Here is a 14,536-nt window from a genome sequence, read left to right on the forward strand (position 1 = left end):
CGGGATCACTTGGAAGAGCGATCCCGGCTCTGATTCGTCATAAACGAATAGTTTACTCGACTTCGGCCATGGTGTTGAGGTAAGCCCGCTCCGAAATGTCGGTGTAAGCGCGGCTCTGCTCCAGATAATTGTGCTGGGATTCAATGATCTTCGCAGCCATCTCACTTTCTGCCGCGGCCTCTTTCAACAGCTTCTCGTTGGCCTCGTACATGGCCTGGAAAATGTCATCCGGGAAACGCTTGATCTGTACGTTCGGATACTCTTCCTTGATGTTCGCCCAGGCTTCGGCGTTGGCGTGCTGAGAGTGAACCAGCATGTCATAGGAAGCGGTACGCATGGCTACCCGCATGATTTCCTGAAGGTCTGCCGGCAGGCGATCCCAGACGCGCTTGTTGATCAGGAACTGCAGCTCGGTTGCCGGTTCGTGCCAGCCGGTGTAGTAGTAGTCAGCAATCTGCTGGAAACCAAGACGCAGATCCAGCGCAGGGCCTACCCACTCAACGGCATCAATCGTATTGCGCTCCAGAGCGGTGTAGAGCTCGCCCGGGGCGATGTTAGTGGGGTTAACACCCACTTCTGCGAAGACTTCGCCGGCAAAGCCGGGAATACGCATTTTCAGACCCTTGAGGTCATCCAGGGATTTGATTTCCTTGCGGAACCAGCCGCCCATCTGTACGCCGGTGTTGCCGCCAGGGAACGACAGCATGTTGTGGGGCTCATACACTTCCTGCATCAGCTCCATACCGCCACCGTGGTAGAACCACGCATACTGTTCCATGGCATTCATGCCAAATGGCATGCTGGTGAAGAACAGGGTTTCCGGCACCTTGCCCTTCCAGTAATAGGAGGCGGAATGGCCCATGTCGTACTGACCGGCCTTGACCATGTCGAATACGCCCAGTGGGGCCTTGTGCTTGTTGGCTGAGTCGATGCGGACGGTCAGTCGGCCATCAGACATCTTGTTAACGGTTTCAGCGAAGCGTTTGGTGGTGTCACCAAAAATGGGGAAGTTCGGGCCCCAGGTTTCTGCCAGTCGCAGGGTGAACTTGTCTTGGGCAAGCGCCTGGGTGGCGGCAAAGGTAGTTGCCACAGCCAGCACAGCCGCGGAAAGAACAGAACGGATCTTCATTGCTCTTCTAACCTCTTGTCATTGTTGTAGTAGAGCCCGGCCCCTCGTGGGGTCCGGAACTCAAGAGTGTAGTTCAGATTAGCAACTATGGCGGGTGGGCTGCAGCAAAAAATTGCCGGACTACGACATTGGTCTAACGTTAAACGTCGTTCATTCGACCGATCTGGCTGGCCAGGCGCATGGCCTCATGCTCCTCCAGGGATTTCAGATCCTCCAGCAGGGATTTGGCCTCGGGAATCTCGGCTTTGCCGATCAGGGAGTCGTACAGGTCCATCACCTGGTCGTGGAAATCAAAGATCTCCCGGGCAATACCGTCAAAATCCAGATCGTTATAGCGGGTATCGCAGGTGCGGTTCTTCTCGATGGGTTTATGCACGCCATAATCGTACAGGCGGGTGGTCATGGCTTTCGGGTCGGCCTGTTTCTCGTACTCGGCAACAGCCTGTTCCAGCAGTGCCTCGTGGGAACTGATGTAATCGAGCAAGGCGCTAGCGCGTTCGTTCTGATTTTTCTGGGCGGATTCGTGCAGGCACCGGGCCAGGTGGGCGTGGAGCTGGCGTGTCCAGTCAATCAGGTCTGCGAAGGTTTTGATTTCCATGGCGTCTTACTCTTGTCAGGCAATGGGTTTCAGGTTTTTTGTTGTGTTCAGTCTAGTCAAGATTTTCCGCTTTTTTCGGCACCGGGGCGTTGATCAACGTCAGACCGGTATCCGGTACGGCACGTTTCCGCCACTGCCGGAACCAGCGCAGAGCGGGTTTTTCGATACCGTAATGCAGGGCTGCCGCCAGACCAATGGCAACGGCCAGTGCCATCATCACACCAAGTTGGCCGGGTAGTCCGGCTTTGTAAGCCAGATCAATCACGCCATAACCAATGTTCTGGTGCACCAGGTACAGGGTGTATGAAATGCTGCCCAGCCAGAGCAGTCCCGGCCGGGCCAGAACGTTGAGGTAGCCGGCGACAGCCAGCCCGAAAACGCCATAACAGCCGAGCACAAAGAGGTTGAACGGTGCCTTGTAAGCGAGCAGACAGTGGCTGATGGTTAGTGTCAATAGCGCAAGATCCGCGACCGGCAAGCGGTTGTGGCGGTGCCAGCGGTAGATCAGCATGCCGCTGATGAACAGGGGCGCGTAGCGGGTAAACAACAGGTCTTTGATCAGGAATTCCAGCCCGTCGGGAATGGCTTTCCACCAGATCACCGCCGCGTAGCTGGCCAGAGTCCAGGCCCAGAGTACTGGCCGCATGCGCTGCCAGCTCCCCAGCCCGTAGAACAGCAAGGCAATCCAGACGTAGAACGTGGCTTCAATAACCAGGCTCCAGTAGGCGCCATCGACATGGGGATGGCCCAGGTATTCGTGCAGCAGAGTGATGTTCAGTAGCGCCGAGCCCGGGCTCACCATGCGGTCAGCTGGCCCCATCAGTTGAACGGCAATCCAGGTCAATACAATGCCGGCCCAGAGTGCAGGCAGCAGGCGGAAGGCTCGGGCCAGTCCGAACCAGCTGGCGCTGCGGGTGCGCTCCAGGGTCATGAAGATGACAAAGCCGCTGAGGATGAAGAACAGGTGAACCCCGTAGCGCCCGAAACCGAGGGTGTCCGGCGTGCTGAAACTGTGGCCGTAGAGTTTGTCGTAGTAGGGGAGGTAGTGGAACAGCACCACACCCAGGGCCGCTATGCCTCGAAGCGCGTCCAGTGCGGGCAGTCGGTCTTGACCATTGGGCATGAAAGCTGTGCTCCTGAAAACTCAACATTTTACCGGATCGTTTATTCTAGGCAGGTTGTGACAGTAGCGGCTAGGATCTAATTATACGGTATGCTTGCTGAGAGCTGACGATCCCGTCATCAAGGCAGCTGGTCCGGTATAGTATTCGCTTGGGTGGCAGACAGGGAGCGACAGGTTTATGACGGTGGAACTGGGAATTATTGAAGGATTTTACGGGCCTCTGTGGACCTGGTCCGAACGGCGCCAACTGGTCAATGCCCTGCTTGCCCATGGTTACGGCTTCTATCTGTATGCCCCCAAGGCCGACCCTTACCTGCGTCGTCGCTGGCAGGAACCGCACCCTCCGGAGCAGGCTGAGGCACTGGCGGACTTTGCCAGATTCTGCCGGCGTGAAGGTGTGCGGTTTGGTGTCGGGCTGAGCCCGTTCGAAATCTTCAATAACTTCGATGAGACGGCCCGGGAGGCCCTGGCGAAGAAACTGACAATGCTGGATCGCCTAGGTATCCAGGAGCTGGCTATCCTGTTTGATGATATGCACCCGGACACTCCGGACCTGGCCCGCACCCAGGCTCAGATCGTGGACTGGGTAAAAGCCAATACCAGTGCCGGCAAACTTAGCGTATGCCCCACCTACTACTCCGATGACCCGGTGCTGGACCGGGTCTTCGGGCAGCGGCCGGCGGACTATCTGGAAACCCTGGGGGCGGAGCTGGACCGTGAAGTGAGAGTTTTCTGGACCGGGGAAGAGGTCTGTTCCCGTGAAGTTTCTCCGGGCCATCTCAAACGTGTCAGCAAGTTGCTGGGGCGCAAGCCACTCCTCTGGGATAATTACCCGGTGAATGATGGCGATCGCATGTCCCGGCATCTGCATCTGCGTGGTTTCACCGGCCGCCCTGCCGGCAATGCCGCCTACCTTGCCGGTCATGCCATCAATCCGGCTTTGCAGCCGGTACTGACCACCATCCCGGCGATCACGCTGGCGGAATGCTACCGCCAGGGGCCGGATTACCAGTATGGTCAGGCGTTTTTGCATGCAGCGCGGGAAGTGCTTGGTCTGGAGCTTGCGGGGCAGTTGCACAAGGATCTACTGACCCTGCAGGACACCGGGCTGGCACGCATCAGCGATGAGAAAAAGCAGGCATTGATTCACACCTACGACGCGTTTGATCACCCCGCGGCTCACGAGATCCTGCGCTGGCTGGCCGGCGACTATCAGGTGACCGACGAAATGGTGGCCACCCAGTAGGCACCTGTTTTCGGTTACTCCAGGTAGTAATCGAAGGTGGAGACCACCCGCACGGTTTTCACCAGCTGTTGTTGCTCCGACACGCCTGGTGCCTGATCCCTTGCCAGAATCTGGAACACACCCTGATTGGCCCGGCGCAGGCTGCCGAGTTTGGCCTCGGCATCCCGAGCGAACTGTTGGGCGGATTCACGGGCCGCTGCTGTGGCCTCGGCGATCATGGCCGGTTTGATATCGTTCAGGCCGTTGAACAGGTAAGTGGGGCCGCTCGGGCCGTAGTCCGAGGACAACACTACGCCGGAATCCACCAGCTCGCTGACGTTCTGGGCCGCCTGCCGGATGCGCTCGATATCGGTGCTGCGCACCATCAGGGTCTGATTGATGATGTACTGTTGCTCGTTGTTATTGCCGGCGTAGGGATTGGCGCGGGTGTCGGTTACATCCAGGCGCTGGAGTTCAACCGCAGACTGGTCAATGGCCTGCAGTTTCAGGAACGCCATGATGGCTTCCCGGCTGCTTCGGGCTTTGTTCTGTGCTTCGTCCAGCGTGCTACCGGTGGCAACAAAGCGGATGGGCCAGAGCGCCAGGTCTGCCTGCACTTCCCGTTCGGCCATGCCCTTGACCGTTACGTAGCGATCGGCCGTGCGCAGCCCCATCAAGCCCTGGCTCAACAGGGAAGCGGCAACAATGGCGCACAGGCCGATAATCAGGGCAGAGACAACTTTCATGGCTTACTCCTTGCGGTTCGGAAAACGTCCTGATGACTGCGCAGGTTAACGGGAACCGGGGCTGCTGGGAAGGCGCGCCTTACGCGCCACTTTGATCACTCGCAGCGGGTGTCTGAATGGCGGCTGAAGCGTTTCTGCATGGCGCTGCGCTGGCGTTCCGCGTCCCGGTATTCCGGAGGCAGGGGCAGAATAAAGTAAAGGTAGTCACCCTTGTGGCGGTTTTCTGCCACCGGCATCGCCTGTTCCGGGGGCGACCATTCAACCGGTGAGAGCACTGCAATGCTCAGTTCTGGTGCCCGTTGCTCAAGGACCGCAACGGTACCGAGCCGCTGTTCGCTGTGGAAGGTGCCTGTAGTGTGCAAAACCTGATGTCCGGGATGTTCATTCAGTGCAGTCAGTATCCGATCGGCCATGGTGTTGTCCCGCAACAGCTGGGCCTGATAGGTACTTAGCAGGCGCCCGGTCAGTTCTGTCTGTTCCGCACCGTGGCTGCCGGCAATGGCGTCGACGAATTTGTCACGGTAGTCCGGGGTATCCAGGAAGGCCTGTTCGGGCAGGGCGGCGCGTTGCGCTTCTGGAAGGCGTTGCAGATAGTCCATCCCCTCACGGCCGACACAGCGCACGATATCTGCCGGGGCGTTGGCCGCGATAACCGGCAACTGGTGTTCACGGGCAAATTCCACCAGGGGCCGGTAGGAGCCTTTGTAGTTCTCCCAGGCGCCCGCGTCTTCGATCATTTCCGTTTCGCCGGTTTGTCCGGCCAGGTAGGCATCCAGGGCATCCTGGTGGTTCAGGTTGAACTGCTCCATGGTCAGGATCTGCCGGGGGTTGTGCCGGTACAGCGCCTGTTGAAGGCGGGCCTGTAACAGGTGCGAGGCATGGTGGCCATGGTATTCCCCCGTCACCACTACATCGGTGTCTGCCAATTGCCGGGCCAGTTCTGCGACCGTGAGGATATCGCCGGTGCTGGCGTCGACGATCACGGCATCGTACTGGCTGACGGGCGCGGGCCGGTTCTCTGTGCGCATGACTGTGCATCCTGTGAAGGCGACAACGGTTACAAGCGTCAGGACAAGGCGGGTGGCGTAAGCTTTCATATCCGATTGTACGTTGCCGGAGTCAGTCGGTTTTCTGGCCGCTGTGCTCGCGCCAGTCTGGCCCGAGCCGCTCTTCCACATATTCACGAATGAACTGACGCACCTTCTGGGAGGGAGTCACGTCCTCCTGCTTGCAAAGGGCCTCGAAAACTTTCTTCTTTTCAGGGTCAATCAACAGGGTCAGCCGGGCAGTTCGGTTTTCCATGGTGTTTCTGGTTCTCAACAGGTTCAGCGAAGATAGTTACAGACTGGCATGTTAATCATATTAACATTGAGTGTACAGATGATGAGCATATAATGTAACCAAATGCCTGGCCTGAGAGAGTCTGTTCATGCCCCATCGCGCCCATCTCTTTTCTCTTCGTACCGCTCACGCCGTTCGCGAGGCCTGCGTTGATGAACCCTACAGCAGCGGGCGCTTTTTCAAGGACCTGATGGCTGGCGCCACGGTTGGCATCATTGCCATTCCGCTGGCGATGGCGCTGGCGATTGCCTCCGGGGTTGCGCCGCAGTATGGCCTTTATACCGCTATCATAGCCGGTTTTCTGATTGCCCTGTTTGGCGGCAGCCGCTACAGCATTTCCGGACCAACGGCCGCTTTTGTTGTGATTCTCTATCCGATCGCCCAGAGCTATGGCCTGGGTGGCTTGCTGCTGGCTACGCTGATGTCCGGTGTGTTGCTGGTGATTATGGCGGTGATGCGCCTGGGCCGCTTTATTGAGTATATCCCCGAATCCGTCACTCTGGGATTCACCGGTGGCATTGCCGTGGTGATTGCCACCTTGCAGGTAAAAGACTTCTTCGGGCTCTCCATTGACGCTATGCCAGAGCATTACTGGGACAAGCTGGCGGTCCTGGGTCAGCAACTGCCGGCGCTGGATGGACTGAGTACGCTGGTGGCGGTGGTTACCCTGGCGGTGATGCTGCTCTGGCCAAGGCTGAGAACTCCGGTGCCGCCTCATCTGCCAGCAGTGATTGTTGGCAGTCTGCTGGCATTGTGGTTGAACGCTGGTGGCGCGGCGATTGAGACCGTGGGGTCACGCTTCAGCTACCTGCTTCCTGATGGCAGCACCGGTGCCGGAATACCGCCGTTTTTACCGGAATTTGCCTGGCCCTGGCAGCAGGCAGGGGCCGACGGACGCCCTATCGGCCTGTCCTGGGACCTGTTCCGGGAGCTGATTCCGGCCGCCTTCGCCATCGCCATGCTGGGGGCCATCGAATCCCTGCTCTGTGCCGTGGTGCTGGATGGCATGACCGGTAAACGCCACAGTGCCAACAGTGAGCTGATGGGGCAGGGCATTGGTAATATGGTGGTACCGTTCTTTGGCGGTATCACGGCCACCGCCGCTATTGCCCGGTCGGCCGCCAATTACCGGGCCGGCGCTGAATCACCGGTGGCTGCGATGATTCATGCGCTGGTGGTGCTGCTGGCGCTGGTCTCCCTGGCCGGCATTCTTGCCTATCTGCCCATGCCGGCCATGGCCGCGTTGCTGGTGATGGTGGCCTGGAACATGAGTGAGGCGCCGAAAGCCGTGCACCTGCTGAGGACCGCGCCCCGCAGCGATATCCTGGTTTTCCTGACCTGCTTCGGCCTGACCGTGGCCCTGGATATGGTAATTGCCATCACCACCGGGGTGTTGCTGGCCGCGGTGCTGTTTATGCGGGAAATGGCGCAAATGACCAAAGTGACTGACATTACCGGCAGCAAACGGGTTCAACAGGCCGGGGTACCGGAGGGCTGGCAGGTGTTCAAGATCAATGGTCCGCTGTTTTTCGCGGCTGCTGACCGCATCTTCGGCGAGCTGGCAGACTTGTCCCAGCAGGCTGAGGGTCTGGTGTTGTACATGGACGGAGTGACCATCCTCGACGCTGGCGGCCTGGCGGCGTTGAACAAACTGATCGCCAGTTGCCGGAAAACCGGTACCCGCATTGTAATTGCCGACTTGCAGTTCCAGCCATTGAGAACCCTGGCCCGGGCCGGCGTAAAACCGGAGCCCGGCGTGAGCTATTTCTACCCGACTCTGGAGGCGGCGCTGGTTGAGTTGTCAGAGATGGACTGGCAGACCTAAAAAAAACAGGCAGTTGGCATAACACACCAGTGATCGATAAAAGACTGCCTGAAGGCCGCATCATGTCAGGGCTCACCTTCCGGGACTGTTTGAACTATCCTAGGCGACAGAATCAGAAACCGGCAAACCGTTTGCCGCGGGAACGACGCTATAAGGGATCGAATGCTGCCATTTCGAATTGTTGATCGGATCAAGTTCATCGTGGAGCGCCAGCTGGTCAAGGGGGCTGGTTTTCAGTTGCTGGTGGTTGGTGGCTTTATTGCGCTGATATCGCTGATTGGCGGTCTGCTGGTGGTGCTGCCCCAGGCCGGCGAGTTTGAAAGTGCCGGGCACGCCATCTGGTGGGCATTTTTGCGCCTGACCGATCCGGGTTACCTGGGAGACGACGTGGGCACCTGGCAACGTATTGTCTCCACCCTGCTGACGATAATGGGCTACGTGGTGTTCATGGGTACACTGGTGGCCATTCTCACCCGTTGGCTGATTGCCAAGATGGAAGATCTGGAGCGGGGGCTTACCCCGGTGACGCTGAAGAACCATATCGTCGTGCTGGGCTGGACCGCCCAGACGCCGCCGCTGGTAGCGGAGTTATTTGGTTCGTCTGGGCGTATGGCCCGGTTTCTGGAGAAGCATGATGCCCAGAAACTGCGGCTGGTTCTTTTGGCGGAAGAGGCCAGTGTCGAGCATTTGCACGAACTGATCAGGGAGCCTGGTATTGGCCGGCGAGCCCGGGAAGTGATTCTGCGCAGCGGCACTGCCATTCAGCCGGAAGCGTTGCATCGGGTTGCCTGTCTGGATGCGGCGGCGGTGATTGTGCCCAGCCAGGTGCACGAGGGCGGCTCGTTGGTAACCTCCGATGTTGAAACCGTGAAGGCGCTGTTGTCCATCGCCGCCCAGGCCAGGCACTACAACGCCCGGCTGCCCTTTGTGGTGGCTGAAATTCAGGACATGCGTAAACTGCCCGTTATCGAGCGGGCCTACCCCGGGGCCGTGGAAGTGGTGGCCGGTGATGCCACCATCAGCAGGTTGATGGTTCAGAACGTCATCCACCCGAACCTTTCCGAGGTCTACAACGAGTTGCTGACCGCCGGTGAAGGCAACGAGATTTTCGTGCGTGGGGGAGAAACCGCTGAAGGCCTGACCTTGGCAGAGCTGGCAAGCCAGCGGCCCAATGCGATTGTCCTGGGTTTGTTGCATCCAAACCCGAGCGGGGGCTGGCAGGTCAATCTGTTGGCAGATTCCGGCACGGTCATCCGCAACGAAGACCGGGTTGTGCTTCTGGCCCGGGATTACCAGCATACCGTGGCCGTGCCAAAGGCAGCGACGTTGCCGAAGCTGGAGCGAAGACAAAATCAGGCCCTGCCAGAGCCGGTTCCAGGTGTCCACCGGGTGCTGGTACTGGGCTGGAACCGCAGGGTGCCGACCATGGCGGCCGAGTTTGCCAGCTATGGCAGTCGGGTTTTTGAACTCGATCTGGTGTCGGCGATTCCGTTGGATGACCGGAATCGGGAAATGCAGCGTTACGGCGTTGACCTGTCGAAAGTAAACGGTCGCCTGCTGGAAGCCGACTACATGGTGGAAGAGGACCTTCGACGCCTTGATCCAGCCGGATACGACACAGTGATGTTGCTCAGCAGTGATCGAGTTGGCTCCGGAGAGGAAGCCGATGCCCGTGCCATGGTGGGCTATCTCCAGTTGGAAGATGTTCTGTCGGCCGCCCCCAGGCGACCGCAGATTATTATGGAACTGAGTGACCCGGACAACCGCCATCTGTTGTACGGCCACAAGAGCGAGATGCTGATCAGCCCGATGATCCTCAGTCATGTACTGGCTCAGGTGGCCCTGCGGCGAGAACTGCGGGTGGTGCTGGATGAACTGTTCACGGAGGGTGGGGCAGAAATCCAGTTCCGGAACCCCCACGACTACCCGTTGCCGGCCAGCGCGGATTTCCAGGTGCTGGAAAAGATTGTGGCGGAGCGCGGGGAAATTGCCCTGGGTGTTTATCGGGCCGGAGCGGATGAACGCGGGCGCCATTTGCAGATGAATCCGCCCCGGAGCCAGTACCTGGATCTGCGCGATGGCGATCAGCTGTTGGTGCTTTGCCTGGGGTCGGAAAACTGAGTCGGCGCCCCGGGGCCGGTGTTTCTAGTCGACGGTATCCAATAGTGCCTGCATGATGTCGTCCATGACCACGAACCCGGAAATGTCGTTGTCACACAGCACCAGCAGGCGTTTAACCCGATACTCGGTCATCAGTCTGGCCGCGTATTTCAGCGCCAGGTTCTCACCTACGCTGATCACCGGTTTGGCGCACACATCGTAGACGTTCAGCAAATCGATGTCGCCATCCTCCGAGATGACGGACTTGAGAATATTGGTATAGGTAATCAGCCCCCAGGCATCGTGCTCATTCTGGCGCTCCACCACCAGTGATTTCACATTGTGCCGCTTCATCAGGGACAGCGCCTCGCGAATGGTGGCGAAGGGTGAAATCCTGATGATGTCGGTCACCATCACATCTTTGACCAGTTTCATTGTCTGCGCTCCGGTTACAGAGAGTCTTTCAGATGTTGCTCAAATTTTTCCACCTGAGCCATGTCGATGCCACCCAGGTGCTCCAGTGGTACGGTGAAGATCATCCCCTGTGAATCTTTGGCGTCGGGCATGATGACTTTCTGGACGGCCTTCAGCACATCCAGTGACAGCCCTTTCTCAAGAACCATCAGCAGTACGCTCTGGCTGCCATCGTAGGTCAGGCCAAAGAAGGTCTTTTTCGCGGTGTTGCTGATGCCCCGGCCGGACATCACAGTGATTCCTCCGGCACCGCAATCCCGCGCAGCATCAATACACTCCTGCTCCAGGTCTTCGGGAACGATGGCCACCAGTGCCGAGAATTTCATGGTGTCTCCTTACGTGGTTCTGCAAGATACTGGGATACGATGGCATAGGCCATCACCGTTACGATAGGAAAGATTGACGCAAAGGCAATCAGCCCGAAGCCGTCGATAAGAACGCTGCGTCCGTCAATACTGCTGGCCAGACCAATGCCCAGGGCGGTAACCAGGGGAACCGTGACCTCCGAGGTGGTGACGCCGCCCAGATCATAGGCCAGCGCAACGATGTAGCGGGGCGCAATCAGCGTCAGCCCGATCACCAGGATGTAACCGCCCATGATGTAGTAGTGAATGGAGTCGCCGGTGATGATCCGGTGAACACCTATGGTGATGCCAACGGCAACCCCGACTGCCACCAATATACGAATGACATTGCCGTTCAGGGTGCCCCCGGCGGCTTCTTCCGCCTGCCTGCCGATGGCAATCAGCGCCGGTTCCGCCATGGTTGTGGCAAAACCGATCATCAGGGCGAAGAGGTACACGTAGAGATAATTGTCTCTGGCGGTCAGTTGTTCGGCCATGCTGGTGCCAATCGGAAACAACCCCATCTTTAGACCGATAACAAAGGCATAGAGCCCCAGAATCACCAACGCAAAGCCAAAGATAACCTTGCGTGGGTTGGGGAGTTTGCGGCGCAGCACCAGATACTGAAAGAACAGAACAGTGATGATGATGGGCAGAACATCCCGAATCATGGTGACCAGGTCCAGCAGTGCGCCGACCACGCCGGAAGGCTTGGTTTCTCCGACATCTGGTGAGAGCGGGACACCCTCGGCTTCGGCAGAACCTGAGTACACCAACATGCCGTAAACCTGCACGGTGACCATCGGTACCATCACCGCCAGTGCGACCAGTCCGAAACCGTCAATCAGCGGGTTCCGGCCTCGGATCGACGCAGCCAGACCTATGCCCAACGCGGCAATCAGCGGCACGGTCACAACATTGGTGGTGACACCGCCGGAATCGTACGCCAGACCGACGATTTCCTCCGGTGCAAACCAGGTGACGATCACCACGATGACGTAACCGGTAATCATGAACCAGTGTAACGGGTAGCCGAAGATGGTCCGGAAAATGCCGAGGGCCACCACGAAACCCACGGACAACGCCACCAGCACCCGGAGTGTCAGGCTGTCGATGCGCCCCTCGCTGATGGTTTGCGCCTGCTCGGCCACCGCAATCAGGGCTGGCTCGGCGATCACCGCAGAGAAGCCCATAGCAAAGCCGAAGGCCAGGAGAATGACCAGGGAACCGCGCCGGGCAAACTGATTCGACAGGCTCTTTCCGAGCGGGAAGATGCTAAGCTCGAGCCCTTGCAGAAACAGGGCAACACCGATGGCAACCACAAACAGGCCGGCAACCATGCTGAACAGGTTCTCTGGCACCTGCTGGAGAATGGCGACCTGAAAGAACGCCACCACGATCACAATGGGAAGCAGGTTCTTCAGTGCGTGCAGGAGTGAATGATTGAAGGCGCGGACGTAGAACACAGAATGCCCCTGTAGCCCGTGGGTGAGGGAGGTTGCTGATCTGGGTCAAGTGCCTGAATCATAGCACGCTGTAGTCTGTCCGAAATGACCCGCCTCAATAATAGGCCTTCAGCCTGTCGGCAGGGATTATGTGTATTCATTTAAAAAATGCCGAAAATACACCATATAAATTTCAATTATAAATTCGAAAGCACTAAAGTTACGCCCAACGTCACCACCAGCCCGGTTAATCCGGCCGGTGGCTGACTCCGGAGGCTGCTGGCAGCAGCACTCCGAACCTTTTGAACACAAACGTAGAAAGGATAGAGACCATGCCTTACGCACAAGACGTCGACCAAATCGCTTCCCTCGTGAAGCAGAACCCCACCTGGAACGCCATCAACCCGAAGCACGCGGCCCGCATGCGCGCCCAGAACAAGTTCAAGACTGGTCTGGACATCGCCAAGTACACCGCCAAGATCATGCGTGAAGACATGGCTGCTTACGATGCCGATTCTTCCAAGTACACCCAGTCCCTGGGTTGCTGGCACGGTTTCATCGGTCAGCAGAAGATGATCTCCATCAAGAAGCACTTCGGTACCACCAAGCGTCGCTACCTGTACCTGTCTGGCTGGATGGTTGCTGCCCTGCGTTCCGAGTTCGGCCCGCTGCCTGACCAGTCCATGCACGAGAAGACTGCGGTTTCTGGCCTGATCGAAGAGCTTTACACCTTCCTGCGTCAGGCTGATGCCTGGGAACTGAACCACCTGTTCCGCGCTCTGGATGAGGCCGAGAAAGCTGGTGACACCGCTAAGGCCAAGGAAATCGAGCAGCAGATCGACAACCACGAAACCCACGTTGTGCCCATCATTGCGGACATCGATGCTGGTTTCGGTAACGCCGAAGCCACCTACCTGCTGGCCAAGCAGATGATCGAAGCCGGTGCTTGCTGTATCCAGATCGAAAACCAGGTTTCTGACGAGAAGCAGTGTGGTCACCAGGACGGTAAAGTAACCGTTCCGCACGCTGACTTCCTGTCCAAGATCAACGCGGTTCGCCTGGCGTTCCTGGAACTGGGTGTGGATGACGGTGTTATCGTTGCCCGTACTGACTCCCTGGGTGCTGGCCTGACCAAGCAGATCGCGGTAACCAACGAGCCGGGTGACCTGGGCGACCAGTACAACAGCTTCCTGGACGGCGAGTACATCGACGACGCTTCCCAGATCGAGAACGGCGACGTTGTGATCAAGTCCAACGGCAAGCTGCTGAAGCCGAAGCGTCTGGCCTCTGGCCTGTTCTGCTTCAAGCCGGGCTCTGGCGAAGACCGTGTTGTTCTGGACTGCATCACCAGCCTGCAGAACGGCGCAGACATGCTGTGGATCGAAACCGAGAAGCCGCACGTTGGCCAGATTGCTGGCATGGTTAACCGCATCAAGGAAGTGGTACCCGACGCCAAGCTGGTTTACAACAACAGCCCGTCCTTCAACTGGACTCTGAACTTCCGTCAGCAGGTATTCGACGCATGGAAGGAAGAAGGCAAGGACGTTTCTGCCTACGACCGCGCCAATCTGATGAGCGCCGAGTACGACAACACCGAGCTGGGTCAGCTGGCCGACGAGTGGTGCCGTAACTTCCAGCGTGATGCGTCCCGTGAAGCCGGTGTATTCCACCACCTGATCACTCTGCCGACGTACCACACTGCGGCTCTGTCTACCGACAACCTGGCCAAAGGCTACTTCGGTGACGAAGGCATGCTGGCTTACGTTGCTGGCGTACAGCGTCAGGAAATCCGTCAGGGTATCGCTACTGTGAAGCACCAGGACATGGCCGGTTCCAACATCGGTGATGACCACAAAGAGTTCTTCGCTGGTGAAGCGGCTCTGAAGGCCGGTGGTAAAGACAACACCATGAACCAGTTCGGTTAATCGACCGGTTCAGATTGTCCGGCAGGCACCCGCAGGTGCCTGCCAGCTACCAGAAACCCCGCATGGCTCGCGCCCTGCGGGGTTTTGTTTTTTAACACTGGCGGATTTTTCCAGGTTGCTGATATTGGGGGACAAAAGCGAAATGGCTGATATGTAGCCACCGTTTGCTGTTTCACCAGCGCAACAGTTCGTCAATTCACGGTTGTTTTCTGGCGCCTTTGAAATTCAAATTTCCCAATAGTTTTCAATGTCCTGAGTAAT

The 14,536-nt window shown here is 58.0% G+C and carries 13 protein-coding genes; 4 read left to right on the forward strand and 9 right to left on the reverse strand.

Features of this window, described 5'->3' with window-relative positions; genetic code table 11:
* Window positions 1-52: 52 nt before the first annotated feature.
* The 3 genes from JIF53_RS18930 to JIF53_RS18940 all read right to left on the reverse strand — a co-directional run bounded on the left by JIF53_RS18930 (window position 53) and on the right by JIF53_RS18940 (window position 2,850).
* Window positions 53-1,129, reverse strand: a complete 1,077-nt coding sequence (locus tag JIF53_RS18930) for a TRAP transporter substrate-binding protein (RefSeq protein WP_011786889.1) — start codon at window positions 1,127-1,129, stop codon at window positions 53-55.
* Window positions 1,130-1,268: 139 nt separating this feature from the next.
* Entirely contained in the window at window positions 1,269-1,727 is a 459-nt protein-coding gene (locus JIF53_RS18935; RefSeq protein WP_199454001.1) for an ATPase, read from the reverse strand.
* A 52-nt stretch (window positions 1,728-1,779) separates the two neighbouring features.
* Window positions 1,780-2,850: an acyltransferase family protein gene (locus tag JIF53_RS18940; RefSeq protein WP_022993117.1), complete on the reverse strand. Its 1,071-nt coding sequence runs from the start codon at window positions 2,848-2,850 to the stop codon at window positions 1,780-1,782.
* A 178-nt stretch (window positions 2,851-3,028) separates the two neighbouring features.
* On the opposite strand from JIF53_RS18940, the gene JIF53_RS18945 reads away from it, so the two are divergent.
* Window positions 3,029-4,096 (forward strand): beta-N-acetylglucosaminidase domain-containing protein, encoded by a 1,068-nt coding sequence (locus tag JIF53_RS18945; protein WP_113879187.1) that lies wholly within the window; start codon window positions 3,029-3,031, stop codon window positions 4,094-4,096.
* 14 nt (window positions 4,097-4,110) lie between these two features.
* Here the strand turns inward: JIF53_RS18945 and JIF53_RS18950 are convergent, their stop codons facing one another.
* The 3 genes from JIF53_RS18950 to JIF53_RS18960 form a co-directional block, all read right to left on the reverse strand.
* On the reverse strand, window positions 4,111-4,821 hold the full coding sequence (locus JIF53_RS18950) for an SIMPL domain-containing protein (RefSeq protein WP_199454003.1): 711 nt from the start codon (window positions 4,819-4,821) through the stop codon (window positions 4,111-4,113).
* A gap of 95 nt (window positions 4,822-4,916) precedes the next feature.
* Window positions 4,917-5,849 carry a ChaN family lipoprotein gene (locus tag JIF53_RS18955; RefSeq protein ID WP_199454005.1) on the reverse strand — a complete coding sequence of 311 codons (933 nt, stop codon included), beginning with the start codon at window positions 5,847-5,849 and terminating at the stop codon, window positions 4,917-4,919.
* 91 nt (window positions 5,850-5,940) lie between these two features.
* A complete protein-coding gene (locus JIF53_RS18960; protein ID WP_011786883.1) occupies window positions 5,941-6,123 on the reverse strand; it encodes a hypothetical protein in 183 nt (60 codons plus the stop codon).
* A gap of 127 nt (window positions 6,124-6,250) precedes the next feature.
* Between JIF53_RS18960 and dauA the strand changes: the two genes are divergently transcribed.
* Together dauA and JIF53_RS18970 are read left to right on the forward strand one after the other, a co-directional pair.
* Complete coding sequence (gene dauA, locus JIF53_RS18965; protein WP_199454012.1) at window positions 6,251-7,987, forward strand: C4-dicarboxylic acid transporter DauA; 1,737 nt, start codon at window positions 6,251-6,253, stop codon at window positions 7,985-7,987.
* Between the two features lie 162 nt (window positions 7,988-8,149).
* A complete protein-coding gene (locus JIF53_RS18970) occupies window positions 8,150-10,108 on the forward strand; it encodes a CASTOR/POLLUX-related putative ion channel (RefSeq protein WP_199454014.1) in 1,959 nt (652 codons plus the stop codon).
* A 24-nt stretch (window positions 10,109-10,132) separates the two neighbouring features.
* Here the strand turns inward: JIF53_RS18970 and JIF53_RS18975 are convergent, their stop codons facing one another.
* From JIF53_RS18975 to JIF53_RS18985, 3 genes are read right to left on the reverse strand one after another with little or no spacing between them, the layout of a single operon-like run.
* Window positions 10,133-10,522 (reverse strand): CBS domain-containing protein, encoded by a 390-nt coding sequence (locus tag JIF53_RS18975; RefSeq protein ID WP_011786880.1) that lies wholly within the window; start codon window positions 10,520-10,522, stop codon window positions 10,133-10,135.
* 14 nt (window positions 10,523-10,536) lie between these two features.
* Window positions 10,537-10,887, reverse strand: a complete 351-nt coding sequence (locus JIF53_RS18980; RefSeq protein ID WP_114433808.1) for a P-II family nitrogen regulator — start codon at window positions 10,885-10,887, stop codon at window positions 10,537-10,539.
* Window positions 10,884-12,371 (reverse strand): DUF1538 domain-containing protein, encoded by a 1,488-nt coding sequence (locus tag JIF53_RS18985; RefSeq protein ID WP_114433810.1) that lies wholly within the window; start codon window positions 12,369-12,371, stop codon window positions 10,884-10,886. Before JIF53_RS18985 ends, JIF53_RS18980 begins: the two co-directional genes overlap by 4 nt.
* 311 nt (window positions 12,372-12,682) lie before the next feature.
* Here JIF53_RS18985 and JIF53_RS18990 point away from each other — a divergent pair, with 311 nt between their 5' ends.
* A complete protein-coding gene (locus tag JIF53_RS18990; protein ID WP_022993107.1) occupies window positions 12,683-14,275 on the forward strand; it encodes an isocitrate lyase in 1,593 nt (530 codons plus the stop codon).
* The last annotated feature ends 261 nt before the right edge of the window (window positions 14,276-14,536 follow it).

Source organism: Marinobacter sp. bablab_jr008 (assembly GCF_016464145.1).
In the GTDB taxonomy this organism is placed as follows: Bacteria; Pseudomonadota; Gammaproteobacteria; order Pseudomonadales; family Oleiphilaceae; genus Marinobacter; species Marinobacter nauticus.